Source organism: Rothia sp. HMSC066H02, from assembly GCF_001814995.1.
GTDB classification, from domain to species: domain Bacteria; phylum Actinomycetota; class Actinomycetes; order Actinomycetales; family Micrococcaceae; genus Rothia; species Rothia mucilaginosa.
This window is the reverse complement of sequence record NZ_KV818670.1, coordinates 26,504-52,137: the sequence shown is the minus strand read 5'-3', so window position 1 is coordinate 52,137 and position 25,634 is coordinate 26,504. Positions and strand designations below refer to the sequence as shown.

Below are 25,634 nucleotides of genomic sequence, written 5' to 3'. Positions count from 1 at the left end.
GATGCACGCCTGATTTCTGCAACCTAAACTTTTGGTAAATTACCTCAGGTGTTTTCCGACTGGGGAAGAAAGCGGTGAGGTAAGCTATCCACCCCGCCGGTCAGACTGTAGAAAAACCTACAGAAATCGACCGACAGAATCGGTAGCATCGGAGGCGGTTAGAAGCTACCGCCGTCACCGCCGCCGCTACCCCAATCGCCGCCACCGCCGCTGAAGCCGCCGCCCCAGCTGCCACCGCTACTACCGCCACTGCTGTGGCCGCCGCTGCTACCCCAGCTACTGGTGCCAGAGTTCATCGCGGTCATCAGAGCGCCCAGCAGCAGGCCCTTCGCCAGGTCACCGCCGAAGCTGCCGCCGCCTCGGTTGTTCTGGTTGTTGTAGTAGTTGCCGACCTCGCTCTGAGCTCGGTTCTGCGCGTCGGTCGCCTTCTGGATTGCCATGTTGGCTTCCTTCATGGCGTTCAGCGGGTCCGAAGAAGCCAGACGCTGAGCCTGACCCAGGTGACGCTCCGCCTCAGAAACAGCGGTCAGGGTCATCGGGCCCACCGCAGCACGGCGGTTATTGATGTAGCTACGCGCACCGTTCACCGCAGCGTAGGCAGAACGCATCGTACGATCCAGGTTCTGCGAAGCCGCACGAGAACGCTCGCGGGTAGCACGCATATTCGTCATTGCCTTATCCAGCTCGGCGGAAAGCTGACGCAGCTGGTTCGCCAGAGTCAGCGGGTCATTCGGGCGAGCCGAAGCGCTCTGGTTGACCTGGTTGAGCACCGCCTCCATACCGGCTGCGACCGCACCCAAATCATCGCGACGCTGAGATGCAGCCAGGCTCTTCGCCTCAGCCACGTCACGCTGAATGCTCAGCAGGTCGGTGCTCAGACCCAGCTGAGCCTGCTCCAGCTCCTGCGCGCGGGTATTGACTGCCGCACCCAGCGCCTGAATCTGCGAGGCGGCTTCCTCAGCGGTGCGCAGGTGAGCAACCGCCTCCGAACGAGCGGTCGCGACGGTCGCCTGAGCCTTCTCAACCTCCGCAGCACACAGCACCATGTTCGACTCCAACAGGGTAGGAGTCTTCGAAATGGGCTCCAGCGCGCTGGGCAGGTAACGTTCCTTCAACGCGCGGTACTGGGCGGCAATCTCCTCCACCGAGGCACGCAGCTGCGGCAGACGCTGAGCCAGAGCCTCAATAGCCTGCGGTGCCTCCTGCTCCAGGTTGCGCAACTGAGCCAGCTTAGCGTCCTGCTCCTGAGCAATGCGGGTGACTTCCTGAGAGTTATCAATAATCTCAGTCAACCAGGCACGCTGCTCAGCCTCAGTATCCGGGATGCTATCGGTCAGAAGCTGCTGACGCTGGAAGGACTTACGCATCAGATCCTCAGCACGCGCAATCTCCTGAGCGAACTCAGCAACCTGCTGATCGCTGTACTGTGCGCGCGCAAAATCCAGTTCCTGCTTTGCGTGGCTCATCGTCGTATCAGCCTGCAGCAGGGCGCTACCGGCGCGGGTGCGCAGCTCCTCCAGCGGAACCTCCGGAATGGGGGAGTAGTTACGAGGCGCACCGTAGGAACGCTGAGGCTGCTGCTGAGCGTTCTTCTTCTTGCGGCGGCGGTACATCGCGTAACCGCCAGCACCCACGGTCGCCGCAGCACCCACACCGAGCACACCGGTTACAACACCCGAAGAGCTACCGCCCTTCTGGGCCTCGATACCCTCAACCGCGGCCAGTGCCGCACCCGAATAGTCACTATTCTGCAGCTTCGGTTTAATGTAGTTCTGGTACACCTTGGTCTGCTGGTCACTCGACAGGGTCTTCGTGCTACCCGCCAAGAAATACGCCTGGCGAGACTCGGTAGCAATCACCAGCACCACATCGGCAGAACCCCAATTGTTCTTCGTAGCAAGCGCCTTCGTCCAGCTCGAAGAAGTAGACGGGTTCTCAAACTTATCGATGACCACCACGTGCAAATCCACGTTGTGCTTCTTCGACAGAGCAGAAATCTTAGACTTCAGGGTAGCGGTATCACCCAAAGATTTCGTGGAATCGTACACGGTGGTGCCCGTAATCTGCATCGGGTCAGCAGCCTGCGCCGAGGTGCTCAAAAATGCAGAACCAGCCGGCAGAACCACCGGGGCACAAGAAAGACCTGCCGCCAGCACTGTGGCGCCCAAGATAGTGCGCAGGCGAGGGCGTGCGGGACGAATCTGACGCGCAAAGGCGTGCTCGGTCATGGTCTTTCCTCCGTTGTCGTGAAGTATGAACGGACCTGCACTTCACGGCGTGCTTGTTCATCGCACACCTTAGTGCTGGTCACATTATTAGTGTAGCTGTGGCACAGCCACACAGACGCACAGATACGAGAATATTGCGCCGCTGTTTGCCGACCGTTTACCGACTTCCCAGGCTTTATACAGGAAAGCTGGTATACAGGAAAGCCGGTATATAAGAAAGCCAGGGTCTAGGCTCATGCTAGACCCCGGCTCACCGGCTATTCAGTGATTAGCGCCGGCGCGCAATCTTCAGATTGCTCATCAGGTGACCTACTACCTCCGCGGCATCAACATCATGGATACTCTGTGCTATGCCGTTCACCACCTGAACCCGCGAAGACGAGGCGAACATCCAGCCTAAGAACTGCACATGATTCAGCAACCTAGAACTGCGATCTGCCTGCTTCCGCATCTGCGACCACAAAAAGGGCGTAGTCGGCACGCCACGGCCCCTATACACCTGGGAGTTAGAACGGGCGTCCAGAAGCTCAGCGAGCGCCTCAATATTTTCGGTCAGCTCCTTCAAATCCTCATCTGCGGCAGAGGGGCCGACGTAATACCGCTCGACCAGGCTCAAAGGCATGTAACCGCTACAGCTACTCACCCACGCCAGCTTCAAACGTAGATTCTGCAGGCGAAGCACCTGCCGTAGAAGCCGCGAATGGGTGCGCAACACCGACAGCGGCATGGAAGATAGTCTCTCCTCCTCCGACAGCAGACCCTCGGCACCCTCCCCGGAAAACGCCTTATACGGATCCGAAACGCCCACCAGAAGCACCGGTCCCTCGTAGTGAACGAACGCCAGAACCTCGGGAACACTCGAGAGGGAACGGATGCGCTCGCCAATGGTCGGCAGATCCTCCCCATCCGGGGCGTACTGTTCGCGGCTGAACATCAACGTCTGGATAGACTGCTCGGCAAGGTCGGGCGAGTCATGAGCAAGCGCCCGTAAATCGGTCACGACCTCCGCCAGAACGCCGTCCTGCTCAACCTGCAGAAGCTCCTCCAGGAGCTCAATGACAGAGCGCGCCTGCAAGCTCAAAACAGCAGCGCAGAACTCCGCATCCTGAAGCTCAAGACGCACCTTCTCCAAGCGCTCCTCCAGCGTGGACTGCACGCCCTTGAGCTCAAACTCGCTTAGCTGTTCGGGGCGGAGCATACGGTGTGTACCGTCCTCGCCAGTGCGGTAGAAAAGTTCGCTAAACTCCAGCGTGGACTGCACGCCCTTCAACGCCCGCTCTCGCAACTTGGGCAGAACGTCAAAGGCGACTTCGGTCATCTCATTCCAGACCTTGGCCTTATCGATATTCGAATCCTTGCGGGCAGTCTTCTTCCAGGTCTCGGCAAGTTGCATGGCGCGATCAAATTCACTCAGTTCCACAAAAGCCGCCAGCTTCTGGGCACTCTCACGCAGATAACGCACCGCGTAGAGACGGTCGCTCAAAGAATCCGGGAGGCTATCCTCCAGCAGGCGCCAACGGAAGGTACGCTCAAAGCACTCCTCGGTCAGGCTAATGACGGCGGCGCTCAAAGAGAGCGCGTGGTCACGGGCAAAAGCGAAAGAGCCCGGGGTATCCTCCAGACGAGGCAGGGACGTATAGAACTCCAGCGCCCCGCTCAGCTTCAGCCGAGATACCCGGATGGTCTCTTCCAGCTCGGCTGCAAGCACCGTGCGGTCAGCCTGGGCAGTCTCCTTGAAGCTGTGCAACGGAGAAACCTGCGCACGCTCCAGCGTCTGCAGGTTCATGACCGCACGCATGAGATAGTTCTCAAGAATATCGATCTGCTGCCGGCGCGGACGCTGATTCAGCGGAACATGATTCTCCTGCGTGCCTACCAGCAGATGCTGCGGCACACCGCTAATCGACGGCAGTGCAAAGACCTCATCCTCTGATGTACTGGCAGAAAGCACCATGGGGTAGCGGCTGCGCTGTGCATTCTCTAGAGGGGGAATGAGCTTGAAGTTGGTGCTCAAAGAGAAATGGTCGGAGGGCGCCGGGTTACTCTCGGGAGCCTGCTGGGCGGTCTCCTGCTGCGGGCGCTCTTCAGGCTGTGCCGGGGTGTTCTGGGGCATGCTCTGCCGCTCCTGGGTTTCTGCTGAATGGCTTTGCGCCGAGTGGTTCTGTGCTGAATGGTTCTGCGCTGAAGAACCGGAGACACCACCGGCCTGCATCGGCTCCAGCGGGGACGGTGCAGCCAACGGCTGCTGAGGGGGCGGAGGCGAGTGCACCTGAACCTGCTGATCCTGCTGAGCACTATTACCCGGCTGCGCTGGCTTCGGCTGGTAGTGCATCGGGTAGCTCACCGCGCCCTGTACCTGCTGAGGGGGTACTTGCTGTGAAGGCCCTTGCTGCGGGGGAACCTGCTGAGGTGGTGTCTGCGGGGGCGGTACCTGCTGATTCATCGCCTGGTTCTGCTGCTGTTGCAATACCTGCCGCCTAATCTCACGCGCACGACGGCGCGAAGGGCTCAACGACGCGAAAAACGCTACCGCCGCGCAGATCAGAACAAATATAAGCAACGCATACAGGCGTGTTGCGCCGTCCAAAGAAGACGCCACCGCCGCAGGCATGACCGGCAGCGCGCCAACAAGAGCGAAAACAGCAGAAATAATCCTCATGACTTCACCATAACCCAGCTAAATCCCGGGTGCTCGCAACGCCGTTGCCTTACCGCATACTAAAAGGGAAGTAGCCGGGGTACCGGGTGCTCTCCGCCAGTGCTTCCAGCATCCGCCTCACAGTTAAAAGACGATGCGGCGTGCGCCCTCATGTAGGGGCTCACGCCGCATCAATCATCACTCAACTCATTATCACACCCGGGCCGGTCCTCACACCGACCCTTCGGGACATACTGGGGATTCTCGCCCCTCCCGGTGCAGGGCTCTCATCTCCCGCCCCGGAAAACTATCAAACTCTATACGCTACCTACCGGCAGTCAGTGCCTGGGTAGCCATCTGCTGAGCCAGCTCGGAGGCCTTTTCCGCACGATGACGGCGGTACACCATTCCCGAGCAACACGTCACTATACCCGCACCAATACCGATGGAGCTTGCCAAGATCGCACAGAAAATCAGGGTTCCGATCATCATGGGTTTCTCCTTTGCTTTTGTCCTTTGCCTTTGTTCTCGGTTCTATGTGCCTTCAACATTACGGAGCAACCCTGTGTTCAAGCTGTGTACCAAGAAGCGTCATGCTGTGTAAACCGTGGAGAAAAACTGGGCGCTTTAAAAGAGAAACCTGAGAGTGAGTAGCGAACAAAGCTCCAAAATAAACTAGCTGCCGGGCAAATCGCCGGGTGCCTCAAGACCGGCTCATCAGCTGCCGATGAAAGGGCGCGAGGAAAATTCCCAGGGAACTCCCCGATAACCAACAGCAAAAAGATATAGAACGCAATGAAACACCATCTACAGTAGAAAGATAGCGTGTGCCCAGGGTGACGCATACGCACGACTCTAGGAGAACTCATGACTCAAAACAATGGATGGTCCTACGGCGGCAATGACGGCGTCACGGATGCAACCCGTCCCCTGCAGAACGTGAACGGACAGGCAAGCTACCAGCCCGCAAACCAGCAGCAGGGTCAGAACGCATATCCACAGGCATACGCCTCTCCCGGATACACCTACCCCCAGGCAGCCGCTGCTCAGGTAGCTTCGGCGCAGTCTGCACCCCAGAACACCAATAACAACAAGCGTTACGGTGCCGGCGTTGTGCTCACCGCAGCTCTGCTCGCCGCCCTCGTTGGCGGTGGCGTTGGCGCGGGTGTCGGAGGCGGCATCGCAGCATCGAATAACAGCTCCACCAGCACCTCCTCCCGTGGTTCCGTCAGCTCCAATATCAGCAACTCTTCCACCGTGGCAGGCGTAGCAGAAACCGCGAAGAAGGTCCTGCCCTCCACCGTGACCATCATGGCCTCAAGCGGTTCCACCTCCGGCGGCGGTAGCGGTGTCGTCCTCGACAAGGACGGCCACATCCTCACCAACCACCACGTGGTCACCCTCGAATCTTCCAGAGAAGCATCCACCATTGAGGTTCGCCTGAGCGACGGCACCGTGCGCACCGCAACCGTGGTGGGCCTAGACTCTGCCGCTGACCTGGCGGTCCTGAAGATTAACCCCTCCGGCCTGGACCTGCAACCCATCACCTGGGGCGACTCCTCCAAGCTGGTCTCCGGCGAGGCAGTGGTTGCCCTCGGCGCGCCGTATCGTCGTAGCGAATCGGTGACCGCCGGCGTAGTCTCGAACGTCAACCGCGTGCAGCCCGCTGACGCGAAGGGTCAGAACTACATCCCCATGATTCAGGTTGATGTGCCCATCAACCACGGTAACTCCGGTGGCCCGCTGGTGAACCTCAAGGGCGAACTGGTCGGCATTAACGCGCAGGGTCAGGCAAGCCAGGACGGCGGCACCGCCGACGGTATGGCGTTCTCCATTACCTCCAATTACGCCAAGCGCATCTCCTCCGAGATCATCGCCAAGGGTAAGGCAACCCACGGCTACCTGGGCGCGAGCGTAAAGAACAGCCCCGCAGACACCGGTTCAGGCTCGTCCAAGCTCATCCCCGGTGGCGTTGAAATTGCCTCGGTAGAATCTAACAGCCCCGCCGCGAAGGCAGGCCTGCGATCCGGCGACGTGGTGATTGAAGCCGACGGTCACGCCGTGACCAAGAGCGAAGAGCTCAACGGTACCGTACGTGCCGCAGCGGCAGGCTCCGATCTGAAGCTGAAGGTCAAGCGCGGCTCCTCCACCCATGACATCACCGTGACCCTGGGCGACGCCGACAGCCAGAGGTAAAACGCACTCTGCCTCTGAACAGGTAGAAACGCGGTTGGGAAACACTCGCTCAGCCGGCTCTACCGTTCAGTAACTCTAACTTCAAAAGAGTGCCACATGGTGTAACGAAAGAAAGCTCCCACCCCATACGCGGGGTGGGAGCTTTCTTTCGTTAGCACAGCAAACTGTATTGGCGTTGCAGATTAGGGGAGAATTAGAGGCCCTCGAGAACCTCACCCACGCGCTTCCGCAAAGCCGGGACAACATCCTGCTCGAACCACGGGTTCTTCGCCTGCCACCTAAAATTCAGCGGCGAAGGATGCACCAGTGGCAGAAACTTAGGAAGATAAGACTCCCACGCACGAACCGTCTCCGTCAGGTTCTTCTGCGCCTTAGGGGCGTGCACACCATCCAGATAGTGCTTCTGAGAGTAAGCCCCCACCAGCAGAATCAGCTGAACGTTCGGCATGAGCTCCAGAAGCTGCGGATGCCACTTCGGTGCGAAATCCTTACGCGGCGGGTTATCGCCGTGCGCGCCCTTACCCGGGTAATAGAAATCCATCGGCAACAGCGAAATCAGGTCGGGGTCATAGAACTGCTCAGCCGTCACGCCCATCCATTCGCGCAACTTCACGCCGCTCGGGTCATTCCACGGGATACGGCTCTCCTGCGCGGCACGCCCAGGCGCCTGACCAATCACCACAATGCGCGCCTTTGGGGACGCCGAATAAACCGGCTCCCAACCCTGCTCCGTGAACTCCCTATTCTGCGAATCCAAACGAATCTGCTCAGCCAGGGGAGGGCGCGTCTCCAGAATCTGCTGAACCAGAGGCCCCGGCAGATTATGGTGTGCTGCAGCCATGCTAGATGGCGCCTCCCTCAAAACCGTTCTGACGCCACGCCTCAAAAATCGCAATGGACGCAGAATTAGCCAGGTTCAGCGAACGGCGGCCCGGCTTCATCGGGATCTTCACGCGTTCGGTCACGTGCGGGTCCTGCTGAACCTCAGCGGGCAGACCCACCGACTCCGGACCAAACATGAACACGTCACCGGGACGGTACTTAATATCCGCATACGACGTCGAAGCAGTCGTCGTGAACGCAAAAACACGCTCCGGAGCCAAAGCCTGCCACGCATCTTCAAGGGTCTCATGCACTGTCACTACCGCCAGATCGTGATAATCCAGACCCGCGCGGCGCAGATGCGCATCATCAAAGTTAAAACCCAGCGGCTTCACCAGGTGCAGCTCAGCGCCAGTAATCGCCGCCAAACGGATAGCATTGCCGGTATTGCCCGGAATCTCAGGGGTATAGAAAAGAATCTTGAACACGTTCCTAAGTGTACCGCCCAGCCCCCGACCAGCATTGAGCGTCCCGGGGCAGTAGCGCTCGCCAACCCAGCCGCAGATGAACACGCCTAGAAGAGCGCGGATAGAGCGCGATAAAATAAGCGAGGCGAAAAACCGCCGAACAACCCAGCAGGAGGAACCATGAGCGCAGAAACCAACCGTCAGAACGGCCGCGTCTACCTCGACCACGCCGCCACCACCGACGTACTGCCCGCCGCCATCGACGCCATGGTCGAACAGATGCGCAACGGCGGTAACCCCTCCTCCCTGCACGCCGTAGGACGCGACGCCCGCGCCACCGTCGAATACGCCCGCGAACGCATCGCCCGCGCTGTTGGAGCGGACCCCGCCGAGGTTATTTTCACCTCCGGCGGCACCGAGGCGGACAACCTCGCGGTCAAGGGCATCTACTGGAAGCGCCGCGAAGAAGACTCGCAGCGCACCCGAATTCTCGTCTCCTCCATTGAGCACCACGCCGTGGAAGAAACTTGCGAATGGCTCGAAAAGGCAGAAGGCGCGCAGCTCGAATGGATCCCCGTAGACGAGCACGGTAGCGTCAACCCGCAGACCGTCCGCGAACTCATCGAAAAGAACCCCGAAGACGTCGCTCTCGTGACCGTCATGTGGGCGAACAACGAGGTCGGTACCGTACAGCCCATCCCCGAGATCGCTGCTATCGCCGCCGAATACGGTATTCCCGTGCACTCGGATGCGGTGCAGGCGTTCGGTGCGGTGCCCATTGATTTTCACGCCAGCAGGGTAGCGACCCTCGCAATCTCCGGTCACAAAATCGGTGGACCCATGGGTATCGGCGCGCTGGTTGCAACCCGCGCCGTGCAGCTGACCCCCGTGCTTCACGGAGGCGGTCAGGAACGCTCCGTACGCTCCGGCACCATCGATGCGCCCGCCATCGCAGGTTTCGCAGAGGCCGCCGTGCACTCGGTCGAGAACCTCCCCGAGGAATCCGCCCGCATCGCCGCGCTACGCAACGAACTCATTGCGGCAATTAGCGCGCTCATCCCTCAGGCGCACCTGAGCGGCGAAAACCCGCTCACCGAAGAATACCCCGGCCAGAAGCGACTGCCCGGCAACGCCCACTTCACCTTCGAAAACGCCGAAGGTGATACCCTGCTTTTCCTTCTGGACATGCAGGGCATTAGTAGCTCCACCGGCTCCGCCTGCAACGCCGGGGTGACCCGCCCCTCCCACGTGCTTATGGCAATGGGCATGGACGAAGACACCGCCCGCAGCGCCCAGCGATTCACCCTCGGCCACTCCACCACCGGAGCCGATATTGCACGCCTCATCGCGGCACTACCCGCCGCCTACGAACAGGCAGCAAAGGCGGGGCTATCCTCGCAGCTGCCCGACGCCTCCCGCTGGCACTAGAAACCCAGACGAGAAGATACCGAACCGCCCTCAGCCTGCAATCTCAGCGTTCGCTGAGGGCTGGCTGAGGGTGCACTGTCCAATATCCCGCCGAGCCCCTGCGTACAATGGGTAGCTACAGTAACGGAAAGTCCGCCCGCACACAGGGCACGCTCCGAACGTTCCTAGAAGCTCAACAGAACAGAAGGATAGGCAGTGAAAATTCTTGCAGCTATGAGTGGCGGCGTTGACTCCGCAGTCGCCGCAGCCCGCGCCGTAGAAGCAGGACACGAAGTAGTCGGCGTTCACCTCGCCCTATCCCGCATGCCCGGCACCCTACGCACCGGCTCCCGCGGCTGCTGCACCCTCGAAGACTCCATGGACGCCCGCCGCGTCTGCTCCCAGCTGGGTATCCCCTTCTTCGTCTGGGATTTCTCCGAACGCTTCAAGGAAGACGTCGTCGACGACTTCATCTCCGAATACGAAGCCGGACGAACCCCCAACCCCTGCATGCGCTGCAACGAAAAGATTAAGTTCGCCGCGCTACTCGAACGCGCCCTCGCGCTCGGCTTCGACGCCGTGGTGACCGGCCACTACGCCCGCGTCATCACCACCGAAGACGGCAACCGCGAACTGCACCGCGCCGCCGACTGGGCCAAGGACCAGTCCTACGTGCTCGGCGTGCTCACCCACGAACAGCTCAAGCACGCCTGGTTCCCCCTGGCGGATACCCCCTCCAAGGCACAGGTGCGTGCGGAGGCGGCAGAGCGCGGCTTCTCCGTGGCGAAGAAGCCCGACTCCTACGACATCTGCTTCATCCCCGAAGGTGATACCCGTGCCTGGCTGGGCGACCACATCACAATGCGCCCCGGCCTCATCAAAGACACCCACGGCGAGGTACTCGGCGAGCACCCCGGCGCGCAGGCATACACCGTAGGCCAGCGCAAGGGCCTGGCACTGGGCCGCCCCGCCGCCGACGGCAAACCCCGCTTCGTGCTGGAGGTGCGCCCCAAGGAAAATGAAGTCATCGTCGGCTCCCGCGAACTGCTTGCCGTGCACGAAATCCGCGGTATCCGCGCCACCTGGGCGGGCGTACCCGTGGAGCAGGCGGCACGCTTCCTGGAAGAGCCCGCGCAGGCCGGCGCCCGCAGTGAAGAGTTCGAGGTGACCGCACAGGTCCGCGCGCACGCCGACCCGGTCCGCGCCAAGGCATACATGACCTGGGCACCCGACCCCGAAGCTGAAGAAGAAGGCGCACTGCGTCTGGAAACCGTAGTGCGCCTCCTGGATCCGCTCTCCGGCGTGGCACCGGGACAGACCATGGTGCTCTACCAGGACACCCGCGTGCTGGGCCAGTCCACGATCGCCCGCGCCTACTCGCTGGACCGCGAAGACATTCAGGAAACCCTGTCTGCTGGCGCCTCTACCAGCGCCGAATAGCCGCACCAAGTAGCCGCTCACCCCGCTATTGCCAACCGTTGCCGCAACATCCTGCTTGGGCGCACCGCATAGAAGACCACAACCGATCCGAGGAGAAACCGATGACTGCCGAAAACACTTCCTGCGAATTTGACCCCCACGCCACCTCCATGGGCGATGAAGTCGCACCGGAGGTCTACGAGGAGCTCTTCGCCATGCGCCGCTCCATCGACAACTTCGATGCAGCGCTGGTGCACATCCTCGCGGAGCGTTTTCAGGCGACCAAGCGCGTGGGCATCCTGAAGGCTAAGCACAACCTGCCCGCTGGCGATCCCGGCCGTGAAGAGGCGCAGATTGCTCGCCTGCGTGCCATGGCGAAGGAATCCAGCCTCGACCCGGAATTCGCGGAGAAGTTCCTGAACTTCATTATTTCTGAGGTGATTCGCCACCACGTGCGCATCGCAAACGAGCAGGCTGAGCAGGACGGCGAGGCAACTGAAGCCGAGAAGTCCGAAGGCTAGTACCGCGCTACTTTCGCGTCATTGCGTTTGAACCTGTACGCCATCTGACCTCTCAGGACACATTCCTATGCTCGCTCATTCTTCCAACCGCTATGCCGTACGCACCGAACCGGTGCCGGAGCGCCTACTACTGCCCGGTGAGTACCGCGCCCCCGAAGGGGACGAACTGACCGACCAAGACCTTGCCGCGCTCGCTACGGAGCGTCCGCTGGTGCGCGCCAGCGGTCTGGGCGATTTTCCCGGCGATGATTTGGGCGAAGCAATGTCTCGAGTGGAAGGGGAGCTGGGTGCCCCGCACCTGCCGTTCTTGCCGCATCTGCCGGCGCTGGGCTGGCGGAGTACTCCTCTGGCACGCACCCTGGCGGTGTGCGAGGGACTTGCCTTTGACGGTGCCTCGTTTGGTTGGCGCATGGTGCATAGCGGTGGCAGGGGAGCACGCGAGTCTGCCTTGGCGCAGGACCGTCTGCTTTCGGATATCAATCTTCTCGCTGACCGTGTGGGCTCGCAGAAGAAACGTTTCGGTTCAGGGCAGGATACCGCCCCGGCGTATAAGATTCAGCTGGTCGGTCCGCTGACTCTTGCCGCCAGCATCTACCTGCCCGGCGGCGAGCGCGCCATCAGTGATGCAGGGGCGAGCCGTGACTTGCTGGAGTCGTTCCTGGAAGGCCTGGAACGCTGGATGGATTCTCTGCGCGAGGCTCTGCAAGCTCCGCGGGCGCTGATTGCCGTGCAGCTGGATGAGTCGGAGTTTCAGCGTCTGATGGAGGGGTCCATCCCTACGGTGAGTGGAATCCGCTCCCTGTCGGCATTGCAACCTCACTACTATCAGCAGGTGTACCGCCGTATCTCGGAGCGTTTCGCCGAGCTGAATCTGCAGCTCATCCTGGACGTGGATGGCACCGCGCTCAAGCCTGTGCAGGAGCTGAAGCTGCTGAGCCAGCCCCGCCCCACCCTTGACGCGTTGGCTCTTGTGAAGGCGATGCGTGTTGAGGACGGCGCTCCTTGCGCTTTGCTGTTGCATCCTGATCGTGCCCGCCTCAAGGGGCCGGGCACGCTGCAGGTTCCGCCGCTGAGCGACCCTCGTTCCTGGGAACCTGTGGCGCAACTTTTGGAGGCTCAGGCTCAGCTGTGGCTGCCGGTGGTGACTTCTGCACGGGTTCCTGATCAGGTGCGCCGCCTGTACAGCCTGTGGCGTGAGGTTGGTCTTGATCCGACGCAGTTGAGTGCGGTGGGTTTGATGCCTGATGAGCGTATTCAGAGCGGTTCCGTGCCTGCTGGGATGACTTCAGCCGCGGTAAGTATGCTGGATGCCACGGCTTCGCTGGCTCGGGTGACAGAGTGTGCCCGTGCATTGGCTGAGTGCGCGGTATGATTAGATAATCAGCATTTTTATGTAAGTATTTACGACAATTCTTTAGGGAGGTACTGTGAGCGCAAGCGACGCACACACCATTTTGGTGGTTGATGACGATGATGCTCTGGCGGAAATGATTGGCCTCGTGCTCGCGCAAGAGGGCTTTAACGCTGTTTTCTGCGAAAATGGCAGCCGCGCTTTTGAAACTTTTATGCGCTCCACTCCCGATTTGGTGCTTTTGGATTTGATGCTTCCTGGCATGAACGGTATTGAAGTGTGCCAGCAAATTCGCCGTTCTTCTAATGTGCCGATTATTATGTTGACCGCTAAAAGCGACACTGAAGATGTTGTTAAGGGTCTTGAAGCTGGCGCTGATGATTACATTGCTAAGCCTTTTAAGCACGCTGAATTGTTGGCGCGTATTCGTACCCGTTTGCGTCCGCGTGAGAGCCGTCAGCTGGTGGTGTCCATTGGCGATATTGTCATGGATATGGACGGTCGTACCGTCAAGTACCACAGCACTGAGGTTCCAATGACTCCTCTGGAGTTTGACCTGTTGGCCGCGCTGGTTCGTCACCCGGGTCAGGCGTTGAGTCGTCAGGAACTGCTGGACATGGTCTGGGGTTACACTGATGTGAGCGATTCGCTGGTAAACGTGCACGTCCAGCGTTTGCGCGCTAAGTTTGATGAGCTGGGTGCGGATCGTTTTATCCAGACGGTCCGTGGCGTTGGCTATAAGATTCCGACCGAGCTGGTGGGATCTTCCGGTAGCTAATCGGAACCTATTCATAGGCGAAGGGATAACCTGATTGTCTGTTGCGAAGTCGAGCCATGAGCACGGCGCTTTGACGGCGGAGGCGGTAGCCTCCGCCTCTTCGCGTACCCGCACTTCCAAGCCGCGTAAGGCACAGAAGCAGCGTAGGAACCTGATGCAGCGCGCTCAGCGTCTGTGGAAGGAATCTCTGCAGTTCCGTGCTCTGGGAACCGCGGGCATCATGATGTTCCTGAGCTTCTTGATGGTGGGTTGGTCCTTGTCGAGCCAGATTGCATCGAGTCTTTTTGAGAATCAGAAGAGCCAGGCGTTGGCGGAATCAGAGAGTGGTTTCCGCAACGTTCAGAGCGTGCTGGACTCCTCTGAAGCCCGTAGTGACAGCGAGATTCGTCGTAATGTGAGCCGTACCCTGACCGTCTTGGACGCGGGTAGCTCGGGTAAGCGCAATTGGATTCTTGTGCCTTTGGAAGGTCAAGGTAAGCAGGGTTTTATTCCTGAGCAGAGCAGTAATAATTCTTTGAATTCTTCGAGTATTCCGAATGATTTTAAAAAAACTGTTCGTGATAAGGACGGTATTTTCTGGCAGACGTCTACGGTGACTACTGTCGAAAATAATCGTGAGCGCACCTATCCGGTGCTTATCGTTGGTACACATATTTCTATTTCTCAGAACCCTAATTACGGTTTGTTCCTTGTGTACGATATGACGGATTCTTCCGCCACGATTGCGCATATTAACTTTGTTCTTTTTGGTGGTTTCTGTGCACTGCTTACTGTGGTGCTTTCTGTGGTGTGGATTGTGACTCGTTTTGTGGTCCGCCCGATTACGCAGACCGCTATTACGGCGGAGAAGCTGGCTGCTGGCGACCTGGATCAGCGTGTGTCTGTACACGGTGAGCATCAGGCGGCGCGTCTGGGCTATTCCTTCAACCTGATGGCTGACTCGCTGCAGGAGAAAATTGTTCAGCTGGAGCGCCTGTCGACTTTGCAGCAGCGCTTCGTATCTGACGTTTCTCATGAGTTGCGCACTCCGCTGTCGACGGTGCGTTTGGGTACTGAGCTGCTGTACGATTCGCGTGAGAATATGAACCCGATGCAGGTCCGTAGCGTGGAGCTTCTGCATGAGCAGGTGGACCGTTTCCAGTCAATGCTTTCTGATCTGCTCGAGATTTCGCGCTTCGATGCTGGTAGCGCAATGCTGACCATTGACACGGAAGACTTCATCCGTGTTCTCTCGAATATTTTGCAGGAGGCTCTGCCTCATCTGGAACGTACGCATACGAAGCTGAACGTGCATACGAGCCATGAGAGCATCATGGTGGATATGGACCGTATACGTATTGAGCGTGTGCTCCGTAACTTGCTGTACAACGCGATTGAGCACGGCGAATCCCGACCGATTGACGTGTACGTGGATGCAAACGCCACGAATCTGGGTATTGCGGTGCGCGACCACGGTATCGGCTTGTCTGAGGATGAAGCCGTTCAGGTGTTCAACCGTTTCTGGCGTGCTGATACTTCGCGTAAGCGTACCCTGGGCGGTACGGGTCTGGGTCTGTCGATTGCTGCTGAGGATGTGCGTCTGCACGGTGGCACGATTGAGGCGTGGGGCGAGAAGGGCCGCGGTGCTTGCTTCACGGTGAACCTGCCCTTGGTTCATGGCGCTCCGTTGGGTGAGTCGCCGGTTTTGGTGACGGGTGAGCCTGAGTCAAGCTCGCATCGTTCGGCGCCGGCTAAGGATACGCTGCCCAATATCGCTCCTCGTACGGCTGCTGGGGGCGACCTCTAGAAGAGGCGTGGGGCCCTGGTCCCTGTCATGAAACGGGGGGATTGGGGTCGGTGCGGTTGTATTTGCACTTATCCTTGCGTATTTGCACTGTTTACCCAGTACAATCAATGCAGATATATTTTCACGGTGTTGCTATTTCGCTGTGTTGATTCTTTCGCCGCGCTGCGATGGCCTGCAGTGGTAGCTGGTGATTGTTTGTCTTTGTTCGTAGAGGAAGGTTAAGACCTCCATGTCTCACAGGGCTATTGTTTCTCGACGCGCCGCGTTGTCTTGGTGCGCGGTGTCTTTGGCGACGCTGATGAGCTCTTGCGCGGGTCTTCCTTCGAACGACCGAGTGACTCAGCACAGCAGTGGTCTGGACGTGAAGAGCGTTAATACTTCTCCGGCGCGTGCGCCGGGACCGCTGGCGGGTGCTACTCCCGAGGCGATTATTGAGGGCTTCGTGCGTGCTGGTGTGGATAGCATTGAGAATTATGCGGTGGCGCGCCAGTATTTGAGTTCTTCTTTTGCGGGCCGTTGGAATCCTATGGGTACGACTCGTGTGTACCGTAATACGGTGCAGCCTCGTAGTGACGATAGCGGAACTGCTGAGGGGATGTACCATGTGCGTTTCCAGCAGACGGCGACTGTGAATAGTCAGGGTATTACGAGCACCTTCCCTGAGGCTCAGACTGAGACTCAGGATTTTACGGTGATCATGGAGGATAACCAATGGCGCATTAACTCGTGCCCGGATGGTTTGTGGCTGGATAGCGCTGAGTTTGAGCGCGTGTTTAGCCCGTGCCGCCTGTATTTCTATGATCGTGCGTTCCGTTATGCTGTGCCTGATATCCGCTGGTTCCCGCATACGGACCGCTACTTTGAGCTGCTGGTGCGTACCCTCATGATTGGTCCTGCATCCTACCTGAAGGATGTCGCGTTCTCGGCATTGAATGAGTCGATGAACCTTGAGACCGCTAATATGAGCGATAACCAGGATGTGCTGGTTCGCCTCTCGGGTGCGCACCTGGACGATAACCGTTTGGCGCGTGTGCGTGAGCAGATTATGCATGGCTTGGAGAACTTCTCGGGTCTGGGTAAGACTGAGGTTTTCTATAACGGCACTCTGATTTCTGAGAACGCGCCGAGCGGCTTTTCTGCGGTGAAGCTGAACCCGGGTGTTCCTGCCCGCACGGTTGCTATTAATTCGAACGGCCAGATGGTGGCGCGTGATGACTATATGAGCAATGCGGGGGAGCAGTTGCTTCTGCGTGGCGTGAGCCAGTTGAGTTCCCCGGCGATGGGCTATTCGGCGGATGTTTACGCCTGCTTGGCGAATGATGCTGCGAGCCTGTACACGGTGTATCAGGGTACTGCCCGCCGCGTGTGGCAGAGTACCGCGCTGACTGCTCCCAGCTTTGATGCGTACGGCTGGGTGTGGGCTGCTGATGGTGAGGGTGTTGTGCGTGCTTTCAAGCCCGATTCTGAGGATGCAACCGAGCGTGAGCGCGGTGTGGATATTGGTTTGTCCTGGCAGCGTAATTTGAGTTTTACGAGCGTGAATGTTTCTCACGATGGTGCACGCATGGCGATTGTGGCGTCTACTGAGGGTGCGTCGGCTGTGATTATTTCCGGCATTGTGCGTGATGATGCTGGCAAGCCTCTGCGTCTGACGGAGATGGTGCGTCTGAGTTCTTCTGTGACTCCGCGTAATGCCCGTTGGGCTGGCGACCAGAGCGTCGTGGTGGTGAACGTGAAGAATGGTGAGTCTGAGGTGATTTCCCTCAGCGGTGAAGAGACGAAGCTGGACCGTCTGGATGGTGTGATGACCATTTCGACGGCGGATAATACGTCGAATATTATTGCTCACCGTTCTGACGGTTCGTGCTACCTGATGGAGGAGCGCGGCTGGATCCGCCTGGACACGACCCTGCACGAGATTAGTTACGCCGGTTAGCCCCTGTGGCGGGGTGCGGCGCACGGAAAGGTTGCTTTCGGTGAGTTCGGTACAGCGTGGTTTGAACGAGCCCGTGAATGGGTCCTGGAGCAAGTCTCTGACCGGGCTTGCGGGCGCTCTCAAGAGTGCCAGCGGGGCTTTGGGTGAGGTGCTGATGCCGCGTACTTGCCCGTGCTGTGCTGTGCCGGTGGCGTACGGTGCCGGCTCACCGCTGTGTGAACAATGCCTGCCGCAGCTGCATTCGGCGTTGGCGCGTGTGGAGCGAGTGCAGGTTCTGCAGCCTCTTGATGGCGCGGTGGTTCCTGAGGTGCGTGCGGCATCCCGGTATGAAGGGATGATGCCGCGTGCCCTGTTGGCGTTGAAGAACGCTGGTCGCACTGATTTGCTGCCCCTGCTGGGTGAGGGTTTGGCGCGTAGCGTGTACGAGCTTCTTCGGGCGCATCGGGTTGAGCTTCAGAGCGCCCCGGGGTCTTCTATCTCTTCTGTGGGCACCTCCGCCGCACCGGTTGAGGTTCTGCTGGTTCCAGCACCGTCCTCCGCGCAGAGCGTGCGCCGCCGCGGCTATGCGCCAGCGAATCTTTTGGTGCAGGAGGCGGCGCGTCAGCTCAATCAGCGTCTGCCCGCCTCAGTACGAGTGCGTGCCGTGGACGTCATCGGGTATGCGCCTCGCAGTCGGCGGGGGAGCGGCGCCTCCTTATCTTCTCGTGTGGGTGCTTCTCTCCTCGGTGCTTCTGAGGCAAAGAATGAGCAGAAGAGCTTGGGCGCTGTGGGTCGTGCCGAGCGGATGCACGGTGCCTTACGCGTTATGGAGCCTGCCCTGTGCGCGGATCGGGTGAGCATTATTTGTGATGATGTGGTGACCACCGGTGCGACCGCCTCTGAGATGGTGCGTGTGCTGCAGGAATCCGGTTCGCGGGTGCTGGGCGTGTGTGCTGTGGCGGCGGTACCGAAAAAGGCTCAGACATAGCGTTTCTTGTAGTTAGTTGCAAGAGATACACGATTTTTAGCTGTTAAAGTTCGCAGACGGACGAATAGCTATTATTTAGGCTAAATATTTGTCATATCTAGTGATATGAAACATGTTTCGTACTAAAATATATACAAGGGAACGGCATTGAAGTCGAACCCCCGTACCGGGTCCAACCGGACGCGGTATAAGCCCCCAACCTGGAGGGAATGATCGTGGAAGTCAACATCTACGGCCGCAATATCAAGGTCACCGAACGCCTGGAAGAGTACGTGAGTGAGAAGGTTCAGAAGTTCGCTCAGCTCGGCGATAACGTGAAGGACATCGACGTCAAGTTCAGCAAGGACGGTCACCTGGGTGGCGAGTCCATCCGCGTTGAGATTACCGTTGTTGGTACTGGTCCTGTCCTCCGTTCCGAAGCCCAGGGTCACGACAAGTTCGCGGTCTTCGATGAAACCTACGGCAAGCTCCTGGAGCGTCTGCGCCGTGCACGTGACCGCCGCAAGCTACACAAGCGCGGTGGTAAGCACCCCGTCTCCGTAGCGGACGCTACCGGCTCGATTCCTGTGGTTACCGAAGCAATTACCGAGATTCTACTGCCGGATGTCCCGGTGGAAGAAGCAGCATTCGACAACAGTGAGGTCACCCTCGCCGACGAAGCCGCATCTCCCATCGAGATTCGCCACAAGAGCTTCAAGGGCGAGCGTCTGACTCCCGCAGAAGCTGTTGACCGTATGGAACTGGTCGGCCACGACTTCTACCTGTACATTGACAGCGAGACCGGCGCACCGGCTGCGGCATACCGTCGTAAGGGCTGGAGCTACGGCATCATTACTCTGGATAGCGAGTAAAACTAACGTACCTGCTGGTAGCTGAAGCGGTATGCCCAGCGAGCAGGCTAAAGACCCGGGCGGTCTGGAAACACGCACTGTGAATCTCCAGGCCCCCGGGTTTTTCTCTGCCTTCTACAGCTGAGGTTCTCGGCTCGGATTCTCAGCGCGGGGATGCGCCCGACCCCGGAACCCGGTGCTCCCTCCACCTCAGTCAGAGGATGAACGACGCGCAACGTCACCAAATGTCACCTCGTGGGCGCAGAGCGTAAAAAATAGCTCGGACGGGCGAATTAGGCGGCTCTGCCATACAATATGTAGGAAGGCCTCACCGCGCGCACTCTCGCGCGCCCTTGGTGAGGGTACCGAAACAAGCAAGGAGTAGAAGCTCAGTGGCATCTTTCTTGGAGAAAATCCTCCGAACCGGCGATAAGAGGGTTCTGCGACAGCTCGAAGCGTACACCAAGGCGGTGAACTCGCTCGAGGACAGCTTCGCATCTATGACCGATGAGGAACTGCGAGCAGAGACCGACAAGTTCCGCGAGCGCGTCAAGGACGGCGAATCCCTCGATATTCTGCTGCCGGAGGCCTTTGCGGTGGTCCGTGAAGCATCCAAGCGCACCCTGGGCAAGCGCCACTACGACGTGCAGCTCATGGGTGGTGCAGCGCTGCACCTGGGCAATATTGCCGAAATGAAGACCGGTGAGGGTAAGACCCTCGTTGCGACCCTGCCCGCGTACCTGAACGCGCTGAGCGGCAAGGGCGTGCACATTGTGACCGTGAACGACTACCTGGCTGAGTACCAGGCGAACCTCATGGGTCGAGTGTTCCGCTTCCTCGGCATGGAGTGCGGCGTGATTCTCTCCTCCATGGAACCTGACGAGCGTCGTAAGCAGTACGCTGCAGACATCACCTACGGTACGAACAACGAGTTCGGCTTCGACTACCTGCGCGACAACATGGCGTGGACCGTGGAGGAGCAGGTTCAGCGCGGCCACAACTTCGCCATTATCGATGAGGTGGACTCCATCCTGATCGATGAGGCGCGTACCCCTCTGATCATTTCCGGCCCCGCAGCCGGTGAAGCGAACCGCTGGTACGCAGAGTTCGCGCGCATTGCCGCAACCCTGCTCAAGCGCGGTGAAGACTACGAAGTAGACGAGAAGAAGCGCACCGTCGGCATCCTCGAATCCGGCATTGATAAGGTGGAAGACCACCTGGGTGTGAAGAACCTCTACGAATCCAAGAACACCCCGCTCATTGGCTTCCTGAACAACTCCATCAAGGCGAAGGAGCTGTTCACCAACAACAAGGACTACGTGGTCATTGACGGCGAGGTCCTGATTGTTGACGAGCACACCGGTCGTATTCTACCGGGCCGCCGCTACAACGACGGCATCCACCAGGCGATTGAGGCGAAGGAAGGCGTCGAAATCAAGCCTGAGAACCAGACCATGGCGACCGTGACCCTGCAGAACTACTTCCGCATGTACGACAAGCTCTCCGGCATGACCGGTACCGCGGAAACCGAAGCAGCAGAGTTCATGAACACCTACGAGCTCGGCGTGGTGCCCATCCCCACCAACAAGGGGGTGCAGCGCATCGACAACCCCGATAAGGTGTACCGCGACGAAATCGCCAAGTTCAAGGCGGTCGTCAAGGACATTAAGGAACGCCACGAAAAGGGCCAGCCGATCCTGGTCGGTACCGCAAGCGTGGAGAACTCCGAGTACCTGTCCCGCCAGCTGGCGAAGGCCGGCGTGCGCCACGAGGTGCTGAACGCGAAGAACAACGAGCGCGAGGCAGCTATTGTTGCGCAGGCGGGTCGTAAGGGCGCCGTCACCGTGGCAACCAACATGGCTGGTCGCGGTACCGACATTATGCTCGGCGGTAACCCCGAATTTGAGGCCGTCGAGAAGATGCGTGAGCTCGGCTTGGACCCGAACACCAACTCCGAAGAGTACGAGGCACGCTGGCCTGAGGTTCTGAAGGCCTGCGAAGACGCCGCTAAAGAAGAGCACGATGAAGTCACCAAGCTCGGTGGCCTGTACGTGCTCGGCACTGAGCGTCACGAGTCCCGACGTATCGACAACCAGCTGCGCGGTCGTTCCGGCCGTCAGGGCGACCCGGGCGAGTCCCGCTTCTACCTGTCGCTGACCGACGAACTGATGCGCCTGTTCAACACCGGCATGGCAACCCGCCTCATGGCGGCAGCTCCCGAGGACTCCGCACTGGACTCCAAGATCGTTAGCCGCGCTATCGCTACCGCACAGGCAAACGTTGAGGGCCGTAACGCTGAACAGCGTAAGAACGTGCTCAAGTATGACGACGTGCTCAACCGCCAGCGCGAAGCGATCTACAAGGACCGCGGCCGCATCCTGCACGGTGACGACCTGAAGGAACAGATCTCCGGCTTCGTGGACGAGGTGCTGACCACCATCATTGACGCCCGCGTCTCTGAAGGCCACGCCGAGGACTGGGACTTCGACGAGCTCTGGGACGCACTCAAGCAGGTGTACCCCATCTCCATCACCGTGGACGACCTGGCGGAGGACGCCGGCGACCGCACCAAGATCACTCGCGACCAGATCGTGAAGGAAGTTTTGGCGGACGCACACCTCATCTACGAGGAGCGTGAAAAGAGCGTCGGCGAAGAGAGCATGCGCGAAATTGAACGCCGCGTCATGCTGTCCGTCATCGGTGAGCGCTGGCCCGAGCACCTGTACGAGATGGAATACCTCAAGGAAGGTATCGGTCTGCGTGCAATGGCTCAGCGTGACCCGCTGGTCGAGTACCAGCGTGAAGGCTACGACATGTACCAGTCGATGCTCGGCGCGGTCCGTGAAGAGACCGTGACCTACCTGTTCAACCTGGACCTGTCCAAGCAGCGTACTCAGGCTTCTGCCGTGCGCCTGGCTGAGCCTTCGCGCCCGAAGTTCCTGCAGTACTCCGCCCCGGATGAGGACGGCCACGAGCAGGTTCACGTTGAGCGCACCAAGGAGAAGTAGCCTCGGCGTAAACCTGAAAACGCTATAGACGCAACAGAGAGGGTGCGAATCCAATACCGGATTCGCACCCTCTCTGTTTGTCTGTGTGTTTTGCAGGGGAAGCCGGGGAAGCCTTAGTCTTCGTCCAAGCGGCTCTGCGGCTGCTCAATTGCGGTAATCAGCCACATGCCGTGAATCAGGCGCATCTGCATGGTCACCACACGCACCCTTTCCGCACAACGCAATAGCGCCACCGCTTCGTAGAGCTCCTCGTGTACCTTCTGCGCTCGCACCCGCAACAGAACCGGCGGAAGGGTCAACAACATCTCTTGGCGCACCTGACGCGGGTTCTTCGGGAAGAACGGTAGCAGACGGTGGAAACAATCCGCTGATACCCACTGCGCCAGCTGCTGACGCGAACGACGAGCCGACATGATCTCCAGGTAAGCAATCGCCACACCCGCACAACGGCCCTCCAGCTGGCGAGCTAGTGCATCCGCAGGACGCAGCGGGCGGCCCCTCTTCACTACCTTCGGGCGCTGCGCCGAATGCTGCTCATAACGCGGCAGCGGCAACAGCGAATAGACCGACGCGCTGTTCCGCCTCTGCACCAGAGCCATCGTGCCCTGCCCCTGCTCCGGTAGCGGAGCCACCTGCTCGGCAGTCGCAGGCTGAGCGGACGGGCGGCTCTTCGAATACGGACTGGCAGGCTGGTTGTCGCGGGAGGCAGGCTGCGCAGGCTGAGAACGCGGCGGCGTCCACGGGGCGCGAGGGAGAAGGTGGGAGAAGCTCATGACGGCTCCTTTCGGTGCAGAGGCTTTCGGTGCAGAGGCTTTCGGTGTAGGGGTATGTGAGGTGAGCTGAGTGAACGAAAGACTGTTGGGATGAGGTGGAATGGGGTGGAAGACGCGGGTGAGGTTAGTGAACGGGCTGTTCGGGGATCTGTAGAACCTGCCCCTCGTAGAGCAGCTCGGCGTTCTGACCCAGAGCGTCCTTATTTGCCTCGTAAATATCGAGAGTGTAGTCGTAAATGGTAGAGGCGTCGGTGCCTTCACCAAGCTGCTCGGCGGCAATAGACCAGAGCGTATCGCCCGCCTGAACCGTGTAAGAGTAGGTGCCCGCCTCAGCACGGGGTGGGGAGAAGAACGGGCTGCGATCCTGCAACGAGCCTGCCGCCTCCGAAGGCTCAGGAGCCAGGGGAATATCGGGAACCTCAGCAGAAAGGGTCAGGGGAGTAGCGGACTGATTCGGGGCGGTATCGGAGAGAACCGCATCTGCGTTGGAGCCCGGGCTGGCATCTGCCGTCGCGGTGCCCATTGAATCTGCAGCGCCCATTGAATCTGCAGCGCCCATTGAATCTGTGGTCATGACCGCCGAAATGGTCGTCTGCGGCATGCCCTCCGTGCCGGTTACCCCGGCGTTGCTGGGCGTAGCCACCGTAGCCTGCGCGGGAGCCAAAACCGCACCCACTCCAAGAGCCGTACCGCCGAGCGTCAGTACGATGCGGCGCATAAAGCGCGGACGGAAAATCGCCGGAACCTTCAGCTCAGTGGGCTTTGCGGCGTGTGCCGAGACTCGCAGGGAACGAGCGTAGAAGAGCGTGCAGATAAAGCTGACGAACCACCATGCAGTAATGAGGATTGCCGCAGCCCCCGCGCAGAGCAACGAGGCATCAGCTAGTGGGTGTGCCGAGGGGATGCGGTGTAGGTTTACGCTCAACGCACCCAAGACTGCCGCGGAAAGCAGGGGAGGGGCGATGAAGAGTAGCGCGTCCTGGTAGCTAGCTTTGGTGCTGGTTTCGTGCCCTGCATCAGTGTCGGATGCCAGGGGCGTAACGGATGTAACGGGATGTGAAGCGAAGGCAGCGGGTGCCTGACCCGGAGTGGATAGTTGGTCCACAATGACCTCCAAATGGTGTATTTGATGTGTTTTGGTGTTGCTTCATTTATACAGGAAGTCACTTTAAAAATGAAGTAAAAAGCATCAAAATGCATGAAAAACATGTAATTTGGTGGAATTTGCCTCAAAAATCAGGGGTTAAGACCGTATTCTGACCCACAGACTCCCCGGTTCGTATCCGCACCCGCTACTCGGGTAGGGTCATAACATGAGCATGGAAAAGTTCCTACGAGACATTGAGGCGCGCCTCGCCTCCGAACGCGCCTGGGATATGGAACAGGACGCCCGCCAAGTCGCGCGCGTCCACTATTCGACCATCACCCTCGACGACCGCCTCCTCGCACAGGTCGGCGGCCCCATTCGCATCTGCGCCACCGACATGCAAACCTACGAAGGCAAACTCGAAATGGTCGGCGAAGAATGGGTCAGCATCGAAGCGCGCGGCGAGAACATCATCATCCCCCTGCGCGGAATGCTCTGGTGGGAAGGCGGCATCGCTCCCGGGCGCGCTGATATTCGCCCTGAACGCTACCGCATGAAAATTCAGCTCGCCCTCCGCTCCCTCGCCATGGCACGCGAACCCGTCCGCCTCTCCCTCGAAGGTGGCACCGTCAGCTACGACGGCGTGATCGAGCGAGTCGGTGCCGACTTCCTCGAATTGCGTCTGCTTAACGGCGGCCAGTACCCGCGCATCTACGAACGCGACCAGTACGCGCGTGCAGCCTATGGTGCGCAGGGAACCTACGGGCAGGGTGGTTACGGTCAGGGTGGTTATGGGCAGGGCGCCTCCGGCTACTCCCGTGCACCTCGCGGCGCCGGCGTGCGCACCATCCCGCTAGCTCGCGTCAGTGCAGTCATCGCCCGTATTTCACGCTAAGCACACAGGGGAAATAGCGGGCGCTACCATTCGTGGGTACGCTCGCAAAAACGCCTCGATAACTATAAATACCCTTATGAAAGCAGAATAAACACAAAAAGGTCCGCCCCTCTTCATTGAAATCTCAACGAGAGGAGCGGACCTTTCTAAAACACTCGAGCATTACGCCCGCGAGGTGCACGTCGAAATACTAATCGACCTTAGCCTTTGCAGTGAGCTTGCCGGAAGCAATCGCCTCCAGAGTCTGCTCGTGGCGCTCGGTAATGTACTCTTCAAAGCGAGAGCGTTCGATACGCCACTGGTTACGTCCACCAATCTGAATGGCGGGAAGTTCGCCGCTACGCACCAGAGCGCGCACCTGCGAAAGCGAAACCTGCAGCTCCTCGGCAACGTCGCTCAGAGTGAGGAAACGAGGTGCAGTCATCGAATTGTTCCTTTCCGTGAGTGAAATCCTGGGCCCCTTAGCCACCGTTAGTGGCCTTTTACATAGAGTCCATACAGAACATCTATTGAGTACTTTCAGTA

General features: G+C 59.3%; 20 protein-coding genes. 12 read left to right on the top strand and 8 right to left on the bottom strand.

Annotated elements, in window-relative coordinates; all coding sequences use genetic code 11:
- Nucleotides 1-158: 158 nt before the first annotated feature.
- From HMPREF2999_RS02095 to HMPREF2999_RS09460, 3 genes are all read right to left on the bottom strand, one after another.
- The gene (locus tag HMPREF2999_RS02095; RefSeq protein WP_070675985.1) at nt 159-2,228 is read right to left on the bottom strand and encodes a TPM domain-containing protein; all 2,070 of its coding nucleotides are present in this window, start codon (nt 2,226-2,228) and stop codon (nt 159-161) included.
- A gap of 268 nt (nt 2,229-2,496) precedes the next feature.
- A complete protein-coding gene (locus HMPREF2999_RS02090; protein WP_070675987.1) occupies nt 2,497-4,887 on the bottom strand; it encodes a non-ribosomal peptide synthetase subunit in 2,391 nt (796 codons plus the stop codon).
- 303 nt (nt 4,888-5,190) lie between these two features.
- Nucleotides 5,191-5,358: a hypothetical protein gene (locus HMPREF2999_RS09460; RefSeq protein WP_168165990.1), complete on the bottom strand. Its 168-nt coding sequence runs from the start codon at nt 5,356-5,358 to the stop codon at nt 5,191-5,193.
- 375 nt (nt 5,359-5,733) lie between these two features.
- On the opposite strand from HMPREF2999_RS09460, the gene HMPREF2999_RS02085 reads away from it, so the two are divergent.
- Nucleotides 5,734-7,062, top strand: a complete 1,329-nt coding sequence (locus tag HMPREF2999_RS02085) for a S1C family serine protease (RefSeq protein ID WP_070675989.1) — start codon at nt 5,734-5,736, stop codon at nt 7,060-7,062.
- A 193-nt stretch (nt 7,063-7,255) separates the two neighbouring features.
- On the opposite strand, the gene HMPREF2999_RS02080 is transcribed toward HMPREF2999_RS02085, so the two are convergent.
- Together HMPREF2999_RS02080 and HMPREF2999_RS02075 are read right to left on the bottom strand one after the other, a co-directional pair.
- Nucleotides 7,256-7,903 (bottom strand): uracil-DNA glycosylase family protein, encoded by a 648-nt coding sequence (locus HMPREF2999_RS02080; RefSeq protein WP_070675991.1) that lies wholly within the window; start codon nt 7,901-7,903, stop codon nt 7,256-7,258.
- 1 nt (nt 7,904) lies between these two features.
- Nucleotides 7,905-8,372: a tRNA (cytidine(34)-2'-O)-methyltransferase gene (locus HMPREF2999_RS02075; protein WP_070675993.1), complete on the bottom strand. Its 468-nt coding sequence runs from the start codon at nt 8,370-8,372 to the stop codon at nt 7,905-7,907.
- A 159-nt stretch (nt 8,373-8,531) separates the two neighbouring features.
- Here HMPREF2999_RS02075 and HMPREF2999_RS02070 point away from each other — a divergent pair, with 159 nt between their 5' ends.
- The 10 genes from HMPREF2999_RS02070 to secA all read left to right on the top strand — a co-directional run bounded on the left by HMPREF2999_RS02070 (nt 8,532) and on the right by secA (nt 22,354).
- A complete protein-coding gene (locus HMPREF2999_RS02070; RefSeq protein WP_070675995.1) occupies nt 8,532-9,779 on the top strand; it encodes a cysteine desulfurase family protein in 1,248 nt (415 codons plus the stop codon).
- A 195-nt stretch (nt 9,780-9,974) separates the two neighbouring features.
- Nucleotides 9,975-11,198: a tRNA 2-thiouridine(34) synthase MnmA gene (gene mnmA, locus HMPREF2999_RS02065; protein WP_070675997.1), complete on the top strand. Its 1,224-nt coding sequence runs from the start codon at nt 9,975-9,977 to the stop codon at nt 11,196-11,198.
- Nucleotides 11,199-11,299: 101 nt separating this feature from the next.
- Nucleotides 11,300-11,698: a chorismate mutase gene (locus tag HMPREF2999_RS02060; protein ID WP_070634482.1), complete on the top strand. Its 399-nt coding sequence runs from the start codon at nt 11,300-11,302 to the stop codon at nt 11,696-11,698.
- Between the two features lie 67 nt (nt 11,699-11,765).
- The gene (locus tag HMPREF2999_RS02055) at nt 11,766-13,070 is read left to right on the top strand and encodes a uroporphyrinogen decarboxylase/cobalamine-independent methonine synthase family protein (protein WP_070675999.1); all 1,305 of its coding nucleotides are present in this window, start codon (nt 11,766-11,768) and stop codon (nt 13,068-13,070) included.
- A 55-nt stretch (nt 13,071-13,125) separates the two neighbouring features.
- Nucleotides 13,126-13,827 carry an MtrAB system response regulator MtrA gene (gene mtrA, locus HMPREF2999_RS02050; protein ID WP_005505360.1) on the top strand — a complete coding sequence of 234 codons (702 nt, stop codon included), beginning with the start codon at nt 13,126-13,128 and terminating at the stop codon, nt 13,825-13,827.
- Between the two features lie 34 nt (nt 13,828-13,861).
- On the top strand, nt 13,862-15,613 hold the full coding sequence (gene mtrB / locus HMPREF2999_RS02045) for an MtrAB system histidine kinase MtrB (protein WP_070676001.1): 1,752 nt from the start codon (nt 13,862-13,864) through the stop codon (nt 15,611-15,613).
- A gap of 229 nt (nt 15,614-15,842) precedes the next feature.
- Nucleotides 15,843-17,549 carry an LpqB family beta-propeller domain-containing protein gene (locus tag HMPREF2999_RS02040; RefSeq protein ID WP_070676003.1) on the top strand — a complete coding sequence of 569 codons (1,707 nt, stop codon included), beginning with the start codon at nt 15,843-15,845 and terminating at the stop codon, nt 17,547-17,549.
- A 40-nt stretch (nt 17,550-17,589) separates the two neighbouring features.
- The gene (locus tag HMPREF2999_RS02035) at nt 17,590-18,516 is read left to right on the top strand and encodes a ComF family protein (protein WP_083315081.1); all 927 of its coding nucleotides are present in this window, start codon (nt 17,590-17,592) and stop codon (nt 18,514-18,516) included.
- Between the two features lie 209 nt (nt 18,517-18,725).
- Nucleotides 18,726-19,367, top strand: coding sequence for a ribosome hibernation-promoting factor, HPF/YfiA family (gene hpf, locus HMPREF2999_RS02030; protein ID WP_246823058.1), 642 nt, complete (start codon nt 18,726-18,728; stop codon nt 19,365-19,367).
- 371 nt (nt 19,368-19,738) lie between these two features.
- Nucleotides 19,739-22,354: a preprotein translocase subunit SecA gene (gene secA, locus HMPREF2999_RS02025; protein ID WP_070676010.1), complete on the top strand. Its 2,616-nt coding sequence runs from the start codon at nt 19,739-19,741 to the stop codon at nt 22,352-22,354.
- A 113-nt stretch (nt 22,355-22,467) separates the two neighbouring features.
- Here the strand turns inward: secA and HMPREF2999_RS02020 are convergent, their stop codons facing one another.
- Together HMPREF2999_RS02020 and HMPREF2999_RS02015 are read right to left on the bottom strand one after the other, a co-directional pair.
- Entirely contained in the window at nt 22,468-23,127 is a 660-nt protein-coding gene (locus tag HMPREF2999_RS02020; RefSeq protein ID WP_070676012.1) for an Rv3235 family protein, read from the bottom strand.
- Between the two features lie 124 nt (nt 23,128-23,251).
- Nucleotides 23,252-24,232 carry a LysM peptidoglycan-binding domain-containing protein gene (locus HMPREF2999_RS02015; protein WP_070697696.1) on the bottom strand — a complete coding sequence of 327 codons (981 nt, stop codon included), beginning with the start codon at nt 24,230-24,232 and terminating at the stop codon, nt 23,252-23,254.
- A 208-nt stretch (nt 24,233-24,440) separates the two neighbouring features.
- Between HMPREF2999_RS02015 and HMPREF2999_RS02010 the strand changes: the two genes are divergently transcribed.
- Complete coding sequence (locus HMPREF2999_RS02010) at nt 24,441-25,109, top strand: histidine kinase (RefSeq protein WP_070676016.1); 669 nt, start codon at nt 24,441-24,443, stop codon at nt 25,107-25,109.
- A gap of 190 nt (nt 25,110-25,299) precedes the next feature.
- Here the strand turns inward: HMPREF2999_RS02010 and HMPREF2999_RS02005 are convergent, their stop codons facing one another.
- A complete protein-coding gene (locus HMPREF2999_RS02005; protein ID WP_005505378.1) occupies nt 25,300-25,533 on the bottom strand; it encodes a helix-turn-helix domain-containing protein in 234 nt (77 codons plus the stop codon).
- Nucleotides 25,534-25,634 lie beyond the last annotated feature (101 nt).

Bases quoted from the DNA above. Each gene is read 5' to 3' on its own strand.
- HMPREF2999_RS02095 (WP_070675985.1), bottom strand. From the start codon at position 2,228: ATGACCGAGCACGCCTTTGCGCGTCAGATTCGTCCCGCACGCCCTCGC.
- HMPREF2999_RS02090 (WP_070675987.1), bottom strand. From the start codon at position 4,887: ATGAGGATTATTTCTGCTGTTTTCGCTCTTGTTGGCGCGCTGCCGGTC.
- HMPREF2999_RS09460 (WP_168165990.1), bottom strand. From the start codon at position 5,358: ATGATGATCGGAACCCTGATTTTCTGTGCGATCTTGGCAAGCTCCATC.
- HMPREF2999_RS02085 (WP_070675989.1), top strand. From the start codon at position 5,734: ATGACTCAAAACAATGGATGGTCCTACGGCGGCAATGACGGCGTCACG.
- HMPREF2999_RS02080 (WP_070675991.1), bottom strand. From the start codon at position 7,903: ATGGCTGCAGCACACCATAATCTGCCGGGGCCTCTGGTTCAGCAGATT.
- HMPREF2999_RS02070 (WP_070675995.1), top strand. From the start codon at position 8,532: ATGAGCGCAGAAACCAACCGTCAGAACGGCCGCGTCTACCTCGACCAC.
- HMPREF2999_RS02060 (WP_070634482.1), top strand. From the start codon at position 11,300: ATGACTGCCGAAAACACTTCCTGCGAATTTGACCCCCACGCCACCTCC.
- HMPREF2999_RS02055 (WP_070675999.1), top strand. From the start codon at position 11,766: ATGCTCGCTCATTCTTCCAACCGCTATGCCGTACGCACCGAACCGGTG.
- HMPREF2999_RS02040 (WP_070676003.1), top strand. From the start codon at position 15,843: ATGTCTCACAGGGCTATTGTTTCTCGACGCGCCGCGTTGTCTTGGTGC.
- hpf (WP_246823058.1), top strand. From the start codon at position 18,726: ATGATCGTGGAAGTCAACATCTACGGCCGCAATATCAAGGTCACCGAA.
- HMPREF2999_RS02020 (WP_070676012.1), bottom strand. From the start codon at position 23,127: ATGAGCTTCTCCCACCTTCTCCCTCGCGCCCCGTGGACGCCGCCGCGT.
- HMPREF2999_RS02010 (WP_070676016.1), top strand. From the start codon at position 24,441: ATGAGCATGGAAAAGTTCCTACGAGACATTGAGGCGCGCCTCGCCTCC.
- HMPREF2999_RS02005 (WP_005505378.1), bottom strand. From the start codon at position 25,533: ATGACTGCACCTCGTTTCCTCACTCTGAGCGACGTTGCCGAGGAGCTG.